We start from the raw sequence: 15,236 nt of genomic DNA, 5'->3' as shown, positions 1-15,236 counted from the left end.
TACCCGCCCCATGCCGATGAACCGACTTTCGGTTGAACATCTCACCTGATCAGCCGACAGACGCGGGCCTGCGGAGCGTCAGCACCAGGTGGGTGGCCACCCCGAGCAGCAGGCCCCAGAAGGCCGCACCGATACCGCCCAGGGTCATCCCGGAGGCGGTCGCCAGGAAGGTCACGGCCGCCGCCTCCCGGCCCGACTCCTCGGCCAGCGCGGCGGCCAGGCTGCCCTGGAACGCGCCGATCAGCGCCACCCCGCCGACCACCGCGACCAGCGCGGCCGGCAGCCCGGCGAACAGCGCCACCAGCACCCCGCCGAAGCAGCCGACCAGCAGGTACAGCACCCCGATCGACATCCCGGCGACGTAGCGGCGGCGCGGCTGCGGGTGGCTCTCCGGGCTGGTGCAGATCGCGGCGGTGATCGCCGCGATGTTGACCCCGGGCCCGCCGAACGGCGCCAGCAGGACCGAGACCACCCCGGTCGCCCCGACCAGCAGCCGGTCGTCCGGCTGGTAGCCGAAGGCCCGCAGCACCCCGAGCCCGGGCGCGTTCTGCGAGGCCAGCGCGACCAGGGTGAGCGGCAGCGCGAGGCCCACCAGGGCCGCGCCGTCGAAGCTCGGCGCGGTCAGCACCGGCCGGACCAGCCCGCCGTGCCCGACGTGCAACGGCAGCCCGGTGGTCAGCGCCGCGGCCACCGAGCCGACCAGCAGCGCGGCCGGCACGGCATACCGCGGCAGCAGCCGCTTGGCCGTCAGATAGGCCGCCAGGGCGGCCAGCACCACGGCGGGCGCGGTGTGCAGCGAGCTGAAGATCTCGGTGCCGAAGCTGAACAGGATGCCCGCCAGCATCGCGTTCACCACACCCGCCGGAATCGCCCGGATCAGCCGCCCGAACAGCCCGGTGGCCCCGAGCACGGTCACCGCCACCCCGCTGACCAGGTAGGCCCCGATCGCGGCCGGGTACGGGTACGAGCCGAGGCTGCTCACCAGCAGCGCCGCCCCGGGCGTGGACCAGGCGGCGATCACGGGTATCCGGGTGTACCAGCTGAGCAGCAGCGAGATCAGCCCGCTGCCGATCGACACCGCCCAGATCCAGGACGCGGTGTGCGCCTCGTCCAACCGCCCGGCCCGGGCCGCCGCCAGCACCACCACCAGCGGCCCCGAGTAGCAGACCACCACCGCCACCAACCCGGCCAGCAGGGCGGAGAAGGAGACGTCCCGGCGGAGCGAGTACGGGGGTTCGGTCGCCGCCACGGGGGCTTCGAGGGTGCGCTGTTCGGCCATTCGAGCAGTATTCAGGAACGCCGAAGGGGCCCCGCAGCCGGGTTTCCGGCCGCGGGGCCCCTTCGGGCTGACGGAGCGTCAGGCCCAGGTGATCAGCCGCTTGGGCCGCTCCAGGATGGCGGCCGTGTCGGCCAGCACCTTGGAGCCGAGCTCGCCGTCGACCAGGCGGTGGTCGAAGGAGAGGGCGAGCGTGGTGACCTGGCGGGGCACCACCCGGCCCTTGTGCACCCAGGGGAGTTCCCGGACCGCGCCGAAGGCCAGGATGGCGGCCTCGCCGGGGTTGAGGATCGGGGTGCCGGTGTCGACGCCGAAGACGCCGACGTTGGTGATGGTGACGCTGCCGCCGGCCATGTCGGCCGGGGAGGTCTTGCCCTGGCGGGCGGTGTCGATCAGGGTGCCGAGCTCGACCGCGAGGCCGGACAGGGTGAGCGCGCCGGCGTTCTTGATGTTCGGCACGATCAGGCCGCGCGGGGTGGCGGCCGCGATGCCCAGGTTGACCTGGCCCTTGAGGACGATCTCCTGGCTGGCCTCGTCCCAGCTGGCGTTGACCTCCGGGTGCCGCTTGATCGCGGTGAGCAGCGCCTTGGCGACCAGCAGCAGCGGGCTGACCCGCACCCCCTGGCCCAGCTCGCCGGTCTCCTTGAGGGTGCGCACCAGCTTCATCGTGCGGGTGACGTCGACCTGGACGAACTCGGTGACGTGCGGCGCGGTGAAGGCGGAGGCGACCATCGCCTGGGCGGTGGCCTTGCGGACGCCCTTGACCGGGACCCGCACGTCCAGGCCGGTGGAGAGCACCGGGGCGGGAACGGCCGCCGGCTGCTCGACCACGACCGGAGCGACCACCGGGGCCGGCGCGGCCGCGGCGTGCACGTCCTCGCGGGTGATGATCCCGTCCGGACCGGTCGCCACCACGCTGCGCAGGTCGACGCCGAGGTCCTTGGCCAGCTTGCGGACCGGCGGCTTGGCCAGCGGGCGCTCGCCCACCGGCTGGGCCGGCAGCTGGACGGGCACCGCGGCCGGGGCGGCCACCGGGGCCGGCGCGGGGACCGGCCGCGCGGCCGGGGCCGCGGCGGCCGTCGTCCGCCGGGCCCGCCGCTGCACACCGCCGGTGCGCGGGCCGTAGCCGACCAGCACCTCGCGGCGCTCGGGCTCGGCCTCGGCCGGAGCGGCGGCCGGCGTCGCGGCGGGCGCGACGACCGGGGCGGCCACGGCGGCAGCCGGCGCGGGGGCCGCGCCGGCCACCGCCACCGCGATGATCACGGTGCCGACGTCGACCGTCGCGCCCTCGGGGAAGTGCAGCGCCTCGACCGTCCCGTTGAACGGGATCGGCAGCTCGACCGCCGCCTTCGCGGTCTCCACCTCGCAGACGATCTGGCCGTCCGTCACGGTGTCACCGGGCTGGACGTACCACTTGAGGATCTCGGCCTCGGTCAGCCCCTCGCCCACGTCGGGCATCTTGAACTCACGGAGTGAGGTTACGTCGGTGGTCATGGACTCACTCCTCTCAGAACGCCAGCGCGCGGTCGACGGCGTCCAGCACCCGGTCCAGGTCGGGCAGGAACTGCTCCTCGACCCGGGACGGCGGGTACGGCGCGTGGTAGCCGCCGACCCGCAGGACCGGCGCCTCCAGGTGGTAGAAGCACTTCTCGGTGAGCCGGGCGGCCAGCTCGGCGCCCATGCCCATGAAGACCGGTGCCTCGTGCACCACCACGGCCCGGCCGGTCCGCTTGACCGACTCCTCCAGGGTGGCGAAGTCGATCGGCGAGAGCGAGCGCAGGTCGACCACCTCGATCCGGTGCCCGTCCTGCTCGGCGGCCGTGGCGGCCTCCAGGCAGGTCTTCACCATCGGCCCGTAGGCGAGCAGGGTCAGGTCGGTGCCCGGGCGGACCACCTTCGCGGCGTGCAGGTCCAGCGCGGGGGCCGCGCTGAGCTCGGCCTTGTCCCAGTAACGGGCCTTCGGCTCGAGGAAGATCACCGGGTCGTCGGACTCCACCGACTGACGCAGCATCCAGTACGCGTCGTCCGGGTTGGACGGGGTGACCACCCGCAGGCCCGCGGTGTGCGCGAAGTACGCCTCGTGCGACTCGCTGTGGTGCTCGACGGCGCCGATGCCACCCGCGTACGGGATCCGGATGGTGACCGGCAGCTTGATGTGGCCGAGCGCGCGGGCGTGCATCTTGGCCAGCTGGGTGACGATCTGGTCGAAGGCCGGGTAGACGAAGCCGTCGAACTGGATCTCCACGATCGGCCGGTAGCCGCGCAGCGCGAGGCCGATCGCGGTGCCGACGATGCCGGACTCGGCGAGCGGGGTGTCGATCACCCGGTCCTCGCCGAAGTCCTTCTGCAGGCCGTCGGTGACCCGGAAGACGCCGCCGAGCTTTCCGACGTCCTCGCCCATGATCAGGGTCTTGGGGTCGGTCTCCAGGCAGTTGCGCAGGCCCTCGTTGATGGCCTTCGACATGGTGAGCTTGGACATGGTCGGACTACTCCCCACCCTCGAAGGACTGCGCGTACGCCACGTACTCGGCCCGTTCCTCGGCCACCAGGGCGTGCGGCTCGGCGTACACGTGGTCGAAGATCAGGGTCGGGTCCGGGTCCGGCATCGAGCGCACGCCCTCGCGCACCCGCAGGCCCAGGGTCTCGCTCTCGGCGTCCACCGCGGCGAAGAACTCCTCGTCGGCCAGGCCCTCGCGCTCCAGGTGCGCCTTGAGCCGGGAGATCGGGTCCTTGGCCTTCCAGGCCTCGGTCTCCTCGGTCGCGCGGTAGCGGGTCGGGTCGTCCGAGGTGGTGTGCGCGCCCATCCGGTAGGTGAAGGCCTCGATCAGCACCGGGCCACTGCCGGTACGGGCGTGGTCCAGCGCCCAGCGGGTGACCGCCAGGCAGGCCAGCACGTCGTTGCCGTCCACCCGGACACCGGGGAAGCCGAAGCCGGCGGCCCGCCGGTAGAGCGGGATCTTCGTCTGGTTGGTGGTCGGCTCGGAGATCGCCCACTGGTTGTTCTGGCAGAAGAAGACCACCGGCGCGTTGTAGACCGAGGCGAAGGTGAAGGCCTCGTTGACATCGCCCTGGCTGGAGGCGCCGTCGCCGAAGTAGGCGATCACCGCGTCCTCCGCGCCGTCCTTGGTGATGCCCATCGCGTAGCCGGTCGCGTGCAGCGTCTGCGAGCCGATCACGATGGTGTAGAGGTGGAAGTTCTTCTCGTTCGGGTCCCAGCCGCCGTGGTTCACGCCGCGGAACATCCCGAGCAGGTTGAGCGGGTCCACCCCGCGGCACCAGGCGACGCCGTGCTCGCGGTAGGTCGGGAAGGCGTAGTCCTTCTCGCGCATCGCGCGGCCGCTGCCGACCTGGGCCGCCTCCTGGCCGAGCAGCGAGGCCCACAGGCCCAGCTCTCCCTGGCGCTGCAGCGCGGTGGCCTCGGCGTCGAAGCGACGCACCAGGACCAGGTCCCGGTAGAGGGAGCGCAGCTCGTCGGGGGTGACGGTCAGCGGGAAGTCCGGGTGTTCCACCCGCTCACCCTCGGGGGTGAGCAGCTGGACGAGCTCGGCAGGGGCGTCCTTCCCCGTGCGGAGGCTGTCGGTGACGCCGGGGGCGGCCTTCTTGCGCGCCCTCGACGTGCTTTTGACGGTCACGTTCACTCCTCGGTCTGTCCGGCCGCCCGGGGTCGCCGGTGACCGGTCCGGTCACCTCCTCGCACGGCACGCGGGGTGTGCGCGCCGAATACGCGGCAGGTGGTGATCCTTTTCCGACGGCGTCCCACGAGAACGTTACCCAGCGGGCGCTCTTGGCGCGCCTGCGCTAGGACGTCCTAGTTCTTCCGACCTGGGTGGGGTCGGCCCGGGCTCCATGCTCGCTCCGGGGTGGGGCCGACAGGACACCTGCGCACGCTATCCGGGCGGCGCGTTTCGCGTAAGGGGGTTCGCCGGACAGATTGTGTGACCGGCCAGTGCGGGCGATACGTCTTCTCTACGCCGATATGGGAGCATTTGCCAATGACTGGAAACGGGCAAATCAGGGTTTTCCTGCTGGACGATCACGAGGTGGTCCGCCGCGGTGTCCATGAGCTCCTCTCGGTCGAGCCGGACATCGAGGTGGTCGGCGAGGCCGGCACCGCCGCCGAGGCGCTCAGCCGGATCCCGGCGGTCAACCCCGACGTCGCGGTGCTGGACGTGCGGCTGCCCGACGGCAACGGCGTGGAGGTCTGCCGGGAGATCCGCTCCCGCCGCCCCGAGATCCGCTGCCTGATGCTCACCTCCTTCTCCGACGACGAGGCGCTCTTCGACTCGATCATGGCCGGGGCCTCGGGCTACGTGCTCAAGGCGATCCGCGGCACCGACCTGCTCTCCGCGGTGCGCGACGTGGCGGCCGGCAAGTCGCTGCTCGATCCGGTGGCCACCAGCCGGGTGCTGGAGCGGCTGCGCGCCGGCGGCGAGCAGGAGGACGAGAAGCTCGCCCAGCTCACCAAGCAGGAGCGGCGGATCCTGGACCTGATCGGCGAGGGGATGACCAACCGGCAGATCGGCAACGAGCTGCACCTGGCCGAGAAGACGGTGAAGAACTACGTCTCCAGCCTGCTGGCCAAAATGGGCATGGCACGGCGCACCCAGGCGGCCGCCTATGTCGCCCGACTGCCCCGCACCGGCCAGTACTGACGGAGCGTGCCGACAGCTCTGACCGGCACTGATTCCCCCACCGGGCAGGACAGTTCACGCAGCGTAAGCGATCATGGACGGCACCACGCCGCTCACTAGCGGACAATTTCCGCCAACCAGCCCGTGATCACTTCGCGGCGCTACGATCATCGGGCGTGACAGAGAGTCAGATTGTCGCGACGACGACGATCTTCCAGAACGACGGCCCGGACCGCACCGCACCACCGGTCGGCACCCTCAGCCCACCGGTCCCGGTGGAGGTGATCTCCCAGCTGCTGCGCGGCTACCGGGCCGGCCGGCTGCTCACCGTCGAGCCGGTGGCCGAGGGGCTGCTCAACCGCGGCTACCGGATCACCACCACCACCGGTGGTTACTTCCTCAAGTGCTACGTGGACCGGGCCACCGCCACCCCCGCCGCGATCACCGCCCAGCACCGGGCCACCGCCGCGCTGGCCGCCCGCGGCCTGCCGGTGCCGCCCCCGCTGGCCGATCGGACCGGGCGGACCGTCACCGACCGGGACGGCCGCCGGTTCGCGCTCTACCCCTGGGTGACCGGCTCGCACCGCACCGGAGCCGAGCTGACCGGACCGCAGTGCGCGGAGCTCGGCGCGCTGCTCGGCCGACTGCACGGCGCACTCGCCCAGGTCTGCGCCCCCGTCACACAGCCGCTCGCGCTGGCCACCGCCGATCCGGCCGCGACCGCCGAGCTGATCACCGAACTGCGCCGGCTGGCCACCCGGCAGCGCCCGTACCGCGCCTTCGACCGGCTGGCCGAACGGCGACTGGCCGAACGGCTCGACCTGCTGGCCGCGCACCGGCACCGACGCCCCGCCGACACCGCCTTCGGGCGCTGCGGCTGGGTGCACGGCGACTTCCACGGGCTCAACCTGCTGTACCGGGACGGACAGCCGGCGGCCGTGCTCGACTGGGACCGGCTGCGGGTGCGCCCGCGCGCCGAGGAGGCGGTGCGGGCCGCCACGCTGATCTTCAACCACCCGGTGACCGGCGAACTGGACCTGGCCCGGGTGCGCCGCTACGCCCGCGGCTACCGGGCGGCGGCCGGTGCCGGCGTCGAGGAGCTGCGGCCGGCCGTGCACCGGGTCTGGTGGGAGCGGCTCAACGACTTCTGGATGCTGCAGTGGCACTACCACCGGGCCGACCCGCGCGCGGACCCGCTCTTCCCGGCCGCCGCCGCGCAGACGGTCTGGTGGTGCCAGGAGTACGAGCAGGTCCTCGACGCCTTCGTGAACTGACGGCCGGCCGGTGGAGCGGCGGCCGGCCGGTGGAGCGGCGGCCGCTCAGCCGCCGGTGGCCGTCGGGTGCGTGCTGGCGGTGGGCGGCGGCGCGCCCGTGCTGCCGGTCGGGGCGCTGGTGGGCGAGGTGGCACTGCCGGTGGCGGTGGCCGAGCCCGTCGCGGTGGGCGAGGAGGTGGCCGAGCCGGTCGCGGACGGCGAGCCGCTGGCCGTGGCGGTCGGCGAGCTGGAGTGGCTCGACCGGGTGGTGGGCTGGCTCGGTGTCTGCGGCGGGTAGTCGGTCGGCGGCAGACTCGGCGTCCGGGTCCGGGTCGGCGTCGGCGACGGGGTGGGCGAGGCGCTCGGTGTGCTCGGCTGGTCGCTCGGCGACTGCGGCACCGAGGCCGAGGTGCTGGGCACCGTCGGGTTGCCGTTGTGGTCGCCGCCGCCGTTGGCGGCCACCGCGGCGCCGATCCCGGCCGCCGCGACCAGCACGATGCCGGCCGCCCAGGCCAGCGCCTTGCGCCGACCGCGCGGGGGCGGCTGCCGGTCGTCGTAGCCGTCACCGTCACCGCCGCCACCGCCGCCGGGGCGACCGCCACCGCCGGTGCCGCCACCGCCCGGGCCACCGGCCCAGCTCGGGGTCGCGGCGCCGTACGGCAGCACGGTGGTCCGCTCGCTCGGCAGGCCGCCGAGCAGCTCGGTCATCGCGGTGCCCTCGCCCGGCGTGCCCGGGCCGGCGGCGCCCAGCACGGTGGTCGGGTAGCCGCCCCCGGCGCCGTGCATCTCGCGCAGCGCGTGCTGCACATGGGCGCGGAACTCGTCGGCGCTCTGGAACCGGTCGTCCGGGTTCTTCGCCAGCGCGCGCAGCACCAGCGCGTCGAACTGCCAGGGCACCCGGTGGTGGGCCTCGGAGGGCGGCACCGGCGGGTCCTGGACGTGCTGGTAGACCACCGAGAGCGGGGTGTCCCCGGTGAACGGCGGGCGCAGCGTCAGCAGCTCGTAGAGCATGCAGCCGGCCGCGTACAGGTCGGAGCGGTGGTCGACCGGCTTGCCCAGCGCCTGCTCGGGCGAGAGGTACTGCGGGGTGCCCATCACCATGCCGGTCTGGGTCATCGTGGTGGCTCCGCCGGACAGCGCCCGGGCGATGCCGAAGTCCATCACCTTGACCGCGCCGGTGGTCGTGATGATCACGTTGGCCGGCTTGATGTCACGGTGCACGATGCCGTGCCGGTGGCTGTAGTCCAGCGCCTCCAGCACCCCGGCGATGATGATCAGCGCCTGGTCGACCGGCGGCTCCTGCTCGGCCACCAGCAGCTCGCGGACGGTGCGGCCCTCGACCAGCTCCATCACGATGTACGGCGTGGACTCGCCGCCGAGCAGCTCCTCGCCGGTGTCGTAGACCGCGACGATCGAGTGGTGGTTGAGCGAGGCCACCGAGTGCGCCTCACGGGTGAACCGCTGGCGGGCCACCTCGTCCTGGGCCAGCTCGGTGCGGAGCAGCTTGACCGCGACCGCTCGCCCGAGCCGGATGTCCTGGGCGGCCAGCACCTCGGCCATGCCACCCCGGCCGAGCCGGTGGGTCAGCCGGTAGCGGCCGTCGCCGAGGGTGCCGAGCGCCGCCGCCATGCCCCGGCCGGGCGTGGCCGGGCCGCCGTAGGGCGCGCCGGGCGGCTGGCCGAGCGCGCGGGCGGCGGTGGTCTCCTCGGCCCCGGAGGGCAGGGGGGTCTCGCGCGTGACGGCGTCGTCAGGGGCGACGGGGCCGCTGCCGGAGGAGGGCGTGTGCTCCCCCTCGCCATCGCCCGGCTGCTGCGTCTGTGCCATTACTCCTCGCCCCGGGCCGACGCTCTGGTCGCGGTCGCCCTTTCGATTCGCTTCCCAGAACGCTACCGCCTCCGGTGCCCGCACCCCGAATGCGCCGGTGCGGGCCCGGGCCGGACCGGCCTAGTTCGGCCCCGGACCGGTCTGGAGCTGGGAGAGCACGGTCGGCAGTGCGGGCAGGCTGGTGGAACTCGAGGTCTTGGTGGCCACAATGGCGATGATGATCACAATCAGCACGATCAGGCCGATGATCACACCGACCACCACCAGGGCGGTCGAGCAGCCGTTGTTGTTGTTGGCCTTCACCGGCGCGTACGGCGCCTGCGGGACGACCGGCCGGGGCATCGGTGCCGGGGTGTGCGCCTGCTGCGGGAAGGCCGGCGGGGTCTGGTACGCCTGCGGGGCCGGGGTCTGGTACGGCTGGGCCGGCGGCGGCGTCTGGTAGCCGGGCTGGGCCGGCGGCGGCGTCTGGTAGCCGGGCTGGGCCGGCGGCGGGGTCTGGTAGCCCGGCTGCGCGAACGGCTGCGGGGTGCGCGGGCCGTACGGGGCGGCCGGCGGCGGGGTCTGCGGCCCGTACGGCGGCGCCTGCGGCGGCTGGTACGGCTGCTGGACCTGCGGCGTGGGGGTGCGGATGTCCCCGGAGACCGGCGGGAAGTTGGCCAGCGAGGAGTGGTGCGCGGCCCGCGGGCCCTCGCTGATCACTAGCGGCGAGGCCATCAGCGGAGAGGCGCCCGCCTTCTCGCCGGACGCGACCCGCTCGACCTCCTCGCGCATCGCCTCGGCGGTCGGGAACCGGTGCGCCGGGTCCTTGCGCAGCGAGCGGGTCACCAGCGCGTCCACCGCCGGGGTCACCGCGCGGTTCAGCGAGGAGGTGGTCGGCGGCTCCTCCTGCACGTGCTTGTAGGCGATCGAGAACGGCGAGTCCCCGTCGAACGGCAGCTGCCCGGTGAGCAGCTCGAAGAGCATGCAGCCGACCGAGTACAGGTCGGATCGGGCGTCCACGCTCTTGCCCAGCGCCTGCTCGGGCGAGAGGTACTGCGGGGTGCCGACCACCATGCCGGTCTGGGTCATCGAGGAGACCCCCGACTGCATGGCCCGGGCGATGCCGAAGTCCATCACCTTGACCACGCCCTTGGTGTTCACCATGACGTTGCCCGGCTTGATGTCGCGGTGCACCAGCCCCTGGTCGTGCGAGACGTCCAGTGCGGCCAGCACCGCGGCGGTGATCTTCAGCGCCTGCTCAGTGGGCATCGCACCGTGCTCGGAGATCGCCTGGTTCAGCACGTCGCGCAGCGACTGGCCCTCGACGTACTCCATCACGATGTACGGCACGGTCGCGCCGTCACTGGCGACTTCCTCGCCACTGTCGTAGACCGTGACGATGTTGGTGTGCTGCAGCCGCGCGACGGCCTGCGCCTCGCGGCGGAAACGCTCCCGGAAGGAGGCCTCGCGGCCCAGCTCGGTGTGCAGCGTCTTGATCGCGACCGGGCGACCCAGCACGGTGTCGTGGGCCAGGTGGACCGAGGCCATGCCGCCCTGCCCCAGCAGGTGCTGCAGCACATAGCGGCCGTTGCCCAGCGACTGGAGCTGCCCCTGTGACTGGTCCACTCCGGTGCTGCCGTCCTCGCTCATGGTCCTCTGCTTCCCCCTCGGCCCGGGCTGGCCGGCCGCGGCCGCGACATGGTGGTGAGATCGGTTACCCGGCGCCAGGGTATCGGCACCGCGCCCCGGCGGAACCCGCCGGGGCGCGGTGCTGACTCTCGCTCAGCCTTGTTGCTACAGGTACGGACCCGAACGGAGGCCGCGGCCCTCGCCCGGCTCGTCGAAGTCCTGGTCGGGCAGGCTGCCCGGCGGCAGTGCCCGGCGCATCTGCTCAAGCTGGGCGCGCGCTGCCATCTGCTGGGCGAACAGCGCGGTCTGGATGCCGTGGAAGAGCCCCTCCAGCCAGCCGACCAACTGGGCCTGGGCGATCCGCAGCTCGGCTTCGGTGGGGATGGTGTCCTCGGTGAACGGGAGCGAGAGCCGCTCCAGCTCCTCCACCAACTCCGGGGCGAGGCCCAGCTCCAACTCCTTGATCGAGCTGGCGTGGATGTCCTTCAGTCGGGCCCGGCTGGCCTCGTCGAGCGGAGCCGCCCGGACCTCCTCCAGCAGCTGCTTGATCATGCTGCCGATCCGCATCACCTTGGCCGGCTGCTCGACCATCTCGGTCACCGGCAGTTCGCGGTGGTGCTCCCCCTCCTCACCCGTGCGGGCGAAAGCCCGCCCGCCGGCGCCCGGGGCCGTGCCCACGGCCATGCCGTCCGGGCCGACGATCAGCACCTGCGGACTCTCCCCCGGACCGTCCGATCGCGCGGATCCCTGGTACGGCTCGTGCTCGGGCCGTTCGTTCAGCGGCTTCGTCATAACTCCTTCATATGCTTCGGCCCTTGGGAGGGTCAACCGACCGACCGCACCGCAGCGGTCAACCGCGCCGCAGCCGCAGGCCGACCAGGGCCAGACCGAGCCCGATCAGCAGCAGGCCGGTGCCCAACGGCAGCACCAGGGTGGACGGGTCGCCCCAGCGCACGGGGGCGGCGGCAGCCTGCTGGACGGCGGGGGCGGCGACCACGGCGGGGGCGTTCGCACTGTCGTCGCCGGGGGTGGCGGCGGTGCTCGCAGGGTCGGCGAGACCGGGGTCGGCGGTCGGCGCACTGGTGGGGACGGCGGCGCTGTCCACCGAGTCGGCGCTCTGGTCCGGGGCGAGATCGCCGTCCTCCGCCTCCGGCTCGGTCACGGGGGGCGCGGCGGGGACGGCGCGGGCGGCTGCGGGGACGCGGGGCACGGGCTCCGAGGCGCTCGGCGGGCCGCTCGGCCGGGTGGGCGGCGCGACAGCGGGGGCGGTGTGCGGGCTCGGCGTGGAGGTCGCAGGGGTGGGCGAGCCGGGCGGGGTGCGGGTGGGCGTCGGCGTCGGCGTCGGCGTGCCCGTGGGTCTGGCCGGGCCGGTCGGCGAACCGGTCGCGCCCGCGCTGGGCGCCGGGGTGGGTATCGCGCCGCCGGAGCCGGGGCTCGGCGTCGGACTGCCGCCCACCCGGGTCGGGCTGACGCCGGCACCCGGGGTGACCACGGTCGGCGAGGCGCTGCCCGCGCTCGCGGCGGGCAGCGGCATCGGGCGCAGTTCGGGCCGCTCGGTGGCGGAGCCGACCGTCCCCGCGAGCGGCGGCCGCGGCCCGGCCGCCCAGGCGGCTGCGGCGGCGGCCTGCGCGGTCGCCGGAAGCACCAGGGAGAGCAGCAACGGAGCGGTCAGCCCCGCACCGGCGGCGAGCCGGCGGGCGACGGCGGCCCGCAGCACGCGGCGGGAGGACCTGGAGCGCTGGGCGGACCTGGAGCGCTGGGACGACGCGGAGCGCTGGGACGACGAGAGCGACGAGAGCGAGGGCAGCGAAGGCATGGCCACTGACGACGGTCCTTCCGACGGCCGAGCGCCCTTGCGGGCACCGGCGGGCGGGACAGCTCCGCACCAGCGTCACATATGCCATCAAAACGGGCATGTCGGATGCCTCAGCAGCTGGTCAGACCGGCTGCCGGAGGCGACCGGCGCCGCCCGGCAGGCCGACCCGGACGGGCCGGGTCGGTCGCCGTGCGGCGCCATCGGCCCCGGGTCCGCGCCTTCGCTCAGGCCTGCAGCACCACCTTCCCGACCTGCTCCCCCGCCTCCAGCGCCCGGTGCGCCTCCGCCACCTCGGTGAGCGGCAGCACCCGGTCGATCACCGGCTTCACCACTCCCGACTCGATCAGCGGCCAGACGTGCTCGCGCACCGCCGCCACGATCGCCGCCTTCTCCGCCAACGGGCGCGGCCGCAGCGAGGTCGCCACCACCGCGGCCCGCTTGCGCAGCAGGGTGGCCAGGTCCAGCTCGCCCTTCACCCCGCCCTGCAGACCGATGATCACCAGCCGTCCGGCCGTCGCCAGCGCGTCCACGTTCCGCTGCAGGTACTTGGCGCCCATGATGTCCAGGATCACGTCCACCCCGTGGCCGTCCGTGACCTCGTGGGCCACCTCCACGAAGTCCTGCTCGCGGTAGTTGATCCCGACGTCCGCGCCCAGCTCCGCGCACCGCGCCAGCTTCTTCGCGCCCCCCGCGGTGACCAGCACCTTGGCGCCGACCGCCTTGGCCAGCTGGGTCGCCATGGTGCCGATCCCGCTCGCGCCGCCGTGCAGCAGCACGGTCTCGCCGGGGTGCAGGTGGGCGACCATGAAGAGGTTGGACCAGACGGTGGCGGTGACTTCCGGCAGCGCGGCGGCGGCGACCAGTCCCAGGCCGCGCGGGATCGGCAGCAGTTGGCCGACCGGGACGGCCACCTTCTCCGCGTAGCCGCCGCCGGCCAGCAGCGCGCAGACCTCGTCGCCGACCGCCCAGCCGGCGACGCCGGGGCCGAGCGCGGCGATCCGCCCCGAGCACTCCAGGCCCGGGTAGGGCGAGGCTCCCGGCGGCGGGTTGTAGAAGCCCTGACGCTGCAACAGGTCGGCCCGGTTGACGGCGGTGGCGGCCACCTCGACCAGCACCTCGCCCTCGCCGGGCACCGGGTCGGGGACCTTGGTCCACACCAGTGCGTCGGGTCCGCCGGGCTCGGGAATCGTGATTGCGTACATGGCCCGACGCTACCGCCGCGAACGGCGCGGACCGGCCAACCCCACGGATCTGACGGCACGTCAGATATGGGAGGATGCGGCTACCGATCCTCCGACCGGAAGAGCCGCCCGTGCGCGACGAGACGATCAGTGAGTTCCTGGACCGCCTGGCCGACCGGGTACCAGCCCCCGGCGGCGGCGCGTCGGCCGCGCTGCACGCCGCCCAGGCGGCGGCCCTGCTGGGGATGGTGGCCCGGTACAGCACCGGGGAGAAGTACGCGGCGCACCAGGCGGTGGTGGACCGGATCATCCGGGAGAGCGACCTGCTGCGCGGACGCGCGCTGACCCTGGCCGAACAGGACGCGGCCGCGTTCACCGCCGTCACCGAGGCCTACCGGCTGCCCAAGGAGGACGAGCCGGCCAGGGCCGCCCGTTCGGCGGCGATCGCGCAGGCACTGGCCGGGGCCGCCCGGCCGCCGGCCGAGGTGATCACCGCCGCCCTGGACGCCGTCGAGCTGGCCGAGACGCTGCTGCCGATCGGCAACCCGAACGTGATCACCGATGTGGCGGCCGCCGCCGAGGCGGCCCGGGCCGCGGCGACCACCGCGCGGGTCAATGTGGAGGTCAACCTGTCCGGGATCAAGGACGAGCGCACCCGGGGCGCGCTGCTGGCCGGGACCGCCCGGGTGGACGAGATCGCCGCCCGCGCCGAGCTGGTCACCGCGGCCGTCCGAGCGGAGATCGCCAAGTGACCGCGACCGTACTGACCGGCAAGGAGCTGGCCGCCGCGATCCGCGCCGAGGCAGCCACCCGGGCCGCCGAGCTGACCGCCGCCGGCCACCCGCCGCAGCTGGCCGTGGTGACCGCCACCGCCGACGAGTCCAGCGCCTGGTACGTCCGCTCGATCGCCAGGGCGGCCGAGAAGACCGGCCTGGTCTGCGAGATCCACGACCTCGGTCCGCAGGCCGAGCCCGGCGCCGTCCGGGAGCGGCTGGAGCAGCTCAGCGCGGACAAGGCGGTGCACGGCCTGATGCTGCAGACCCCGCTGCCGCCCGGCACCACGCTGGAGGAGCTGGCCTCGGCGATCGCCTTCGAGAAGGACGTGGACGGCGCAAACCCGCTCTCGCTGGGCCGGCTCGCCAGCGGTCTGCCGGCCTTCGCGCCGGCCACCGCCGAGGCGGTGGTGGCGCTGCTGGACCATTACAAGGTGCCGCTGAGCGGCCGTCAGGCCGTGGTGGTGGGCCGCTCCACGGTGGTCGGCAAGCCGGCCGCGCACCTACTGCTGGACCGGGACGCCACGGTGACGGTCTGTCACTCGCGCACCGCCGACCTGGCCGCCGTGACCCGCACCGCCGAGGTGCTGGTGGCGGCCGTCGGCCGGACCCACCTGATCACGGCCGAGCACGTCCGCCCCGGCGCGGTGGTGATCGACGTGGGCACCAACCCCACCGCGGACGGCGGGCTGACCGGCGACGTGGCACCCGAGGTGGCCGAGCTGGCCGGGGCGCTGACCCCGGTGCCCGGCGGGGTCGGCCCGGTGACCACCGCGCTGCTGCTGCGGCACACCGTGCTGGCGGCCGACCGGGCCGGCTGAGGCCCCTGCCCGGACAGGACTCAGGAGGCAGCCGCCGACCGCCGGACGGTGAT

General features: G+C 73.9%; 13 protein-coding genes. 4 read left to right on the top strand and 9 right to left on the bottom strand.

Going from position 1 to position 15,236, the window contains the following annotated elements; all coding sequences use genetic code 11:
• Nucleotides 1-49: 49 nt before the first annotated feature.
• The 4 genes from BR98_RS22775 to pdhA all read right to left on the bottom strand — a co-directional run bounded on the left by BR98_RS22775 (nucleotide 50) and on the right by pdhA (nucleotide 4,908).
• Nucleotides 50-1,279 (bottom strand): benzoate/H(+) symporter BenE family transporter, encoded by a 1,230-nt coding sequence (locus BR98_RS22775; RefSeq protein ID WP_051970074.1) that lies wholly within the window; start codon nucleotides 1,277-1,279, stop codon nucleotides 50-52.
• A 78-nt stretch (nucleotides 1,280-1,357) separates the two neighbouring features.
• A complete protein-coding gene (locus BR98_RS22770) occupies nucleotides 1,358-2,770 on the bottom strand; it encodes a dihydrolipoamide acetyltransferase family protein (RefSeq protein WP_035847248.1) in 1,413 nt (470 codons plus the stop codon).
• Between the two features lie 13 nt (nucleotides 2,771-2,783).
• Nucleotides 2,784-3,755 carry an alpha-ketoacid dehydrogenase subunit beta gene (locus tag BR98_RS22765; protein ID WP_035847247.1) on the bottom strand — a complete coding sequence of 324 codons (972 nt, stop codon included), beginning with the start codon at nucleotides 3,753-3,755 and terminating at the stop codon, nucleotides 2,784-2,786.
• A 7-nt stretch (nucleotides 3,756-3,762) separates the two neighbouring features.
• Nucleotides 3,763-4,908 carry a pyruvate dehydrogenase (acetyl-transferring) E1 component subunit alpha gene (gene pdhA, locus BR98_RS22760; RefSeq protein ID WP_035847246.1) on the bottom strand — a complete coding sequence of 382 codons (1,146 nt, stop codon included), beginning with the start codon at nucleotides 4,906-4,908 and terminating at the stop codon, nucleotides 3,763-3,765.
• Between the two features lie 360 nt (nucleotides 4,909-5,268).
• Here pdhA and BR98_RS22755 point away from each other — a divergent pair, with 360 nt between their 5' ends.
• Together BR98_RS22755 and BR98_RS22750 are read left to right on the top strand one after the other, a co-directional pair.
• Nucleotides 5,269-5,928: a response regulator gene (locus BR98_RS22755; protein WP_035847245.1), complete on the top strand. Its 660-nt coding sequence runs from the start codon at nucleotides 5,269-5,271 to the stop codon at nucleotides 5,926-5,928.
• Nucleotides 5,929-6,182: 254 nt separating this feature from the next.
• Nucleotides 6,183-7,181 carry a phosphotransferase gene (locus BR98_RS22750; RefSeq protein ID WP_035853469.1) on the top strand — a complete coding sequence of 333 codons (999 nt, stop codon included), beginning with the start codon at nucleotides 6,183-6,185 and terminating at the stop codon, nucleotides 7,179-7,181.
• A gap of 45 nt (nucleotides 7,182-7,226) precedes the next feature.
• On the opposite strand, the gene BR98_RS22745 is transcribed toward BR98_RS22750, so the two are convergent.
• The 5 genes from BR98_RS22745 to BR98_RS22725 form a co-directional block, all read right to left on the bottom strand.
• Nucleotides 7,227-8,984, bottom strand: coding sequence for a protein kinase domain-containing protein (locus BR98_RS22745; protein ID WP_407639487.1), 1,758 nt, complete (start codon nucleotides 8,982-8,984; stop codon nucleotides 7,227-7,229).
• 120 nt (nucleotides 8,985-9,104) lie between these two features.
• Nucleotides 9,105-10,613 (bottom strand): protein kinase domain-containing protein, encoded by a 1,509-nt coding sequence (locus BR98_RS22740; RefSeq protein WP_083976848.1) that lies wholly within the window; start codon nucleotides 10,611-10,613, stop codon nucleotides 9,105-9,107.
• Between the two features lie 144 nt (nucleotides 10,614-10,757).
• Nucleotides 10,758-11,384, bottom strand: coding sequence for a bacterial proteasome activator family protein (locus BR98_RS22735; protein WP_051970073.1), 627 nt, complete (start codon nucleotides 11,382-11,384; stop codon nucleotides 10,758-10,760).
• Between the two features lie 58 nt (nucleotides 11,385-11,442).
• Complete coding sequence (locus BR98_RS22730; RefSeq protein ID WP_198042271.1) at nucleotides 11,443-12,414, bottom strand: hypothetical protein; 972 nt, start codon at nucleotides 12,412-12,414, stop codon at nucleotides 11,443-11,445.
• A gap of 218 nt (nucleotides 12,415-12,632) precedes the next feature.
• Complete coding sequence (locus BR98_RS22725; RefSeq protein ID WP_035847243.1) at nucleotides 12,633-13,610, bottom strand: NAD(P)H-quinone oxidoreductase; 978 nt, start codon at nucleotides 13,608-13,610, stop codon at nucleotides 12,633-12,635.
• 110 nt (nucleotides 13,611-13,720) lie between these two features.
• Here BR98_RS22725 and BR98_RS22720 point away from each other — a divergent pair, with 110 nt between their 5' ends.
• Together BR98_RS22720 and BR98_RS22715 are read left to right on the top strand one after the other, a co-directional pair.
• A complete protein-coding gene (locus BR98_RS22720) occupies nucleotides 13,721-14,341 on the top strand; it encodes a cyclodeaminase/cyclohydrolase family protein (RefSeq protein ID WP_035847242.1) in 621 nt (206 codons plus the stop codon).
• Nucleotides 14,338-15,183, top strand: a complete 846-nt coding sequence (locus BR98_RS22715; protein WP_035847241.1) for a bifunctional 5,10-methylenetetrahydrofolate dehydrogenase/5,10-methenyltetrahydrofolate cyclohydrolase — start codon at nucleotides 14,338-14,340, stop codon at nucleotides 15,181-15,183. The genes BR98_RS22720 and BR98_RS22715 overlap by 4 nt, the downstream gene beginning before the upstream one ends.
• Nucleotides 15,184-15,236: the final 53 nt, after the last annotated feature.

The organism is Kitasatospora azatica KCTC 9699, assembly GCF_000744785.1.
Taxonomy (GTDB): Bacteria; Actinomycetota; Actinomycetes; order Streptomycetales; family Streptomycetaceae; genus Kitasatospora; species Kitasatospora azatica.
The sequence above is the reverse complement of the archived record's forward strand: the minus strand, read 5'-3'. Positions and strand labels throughout refer to the sequence as shown.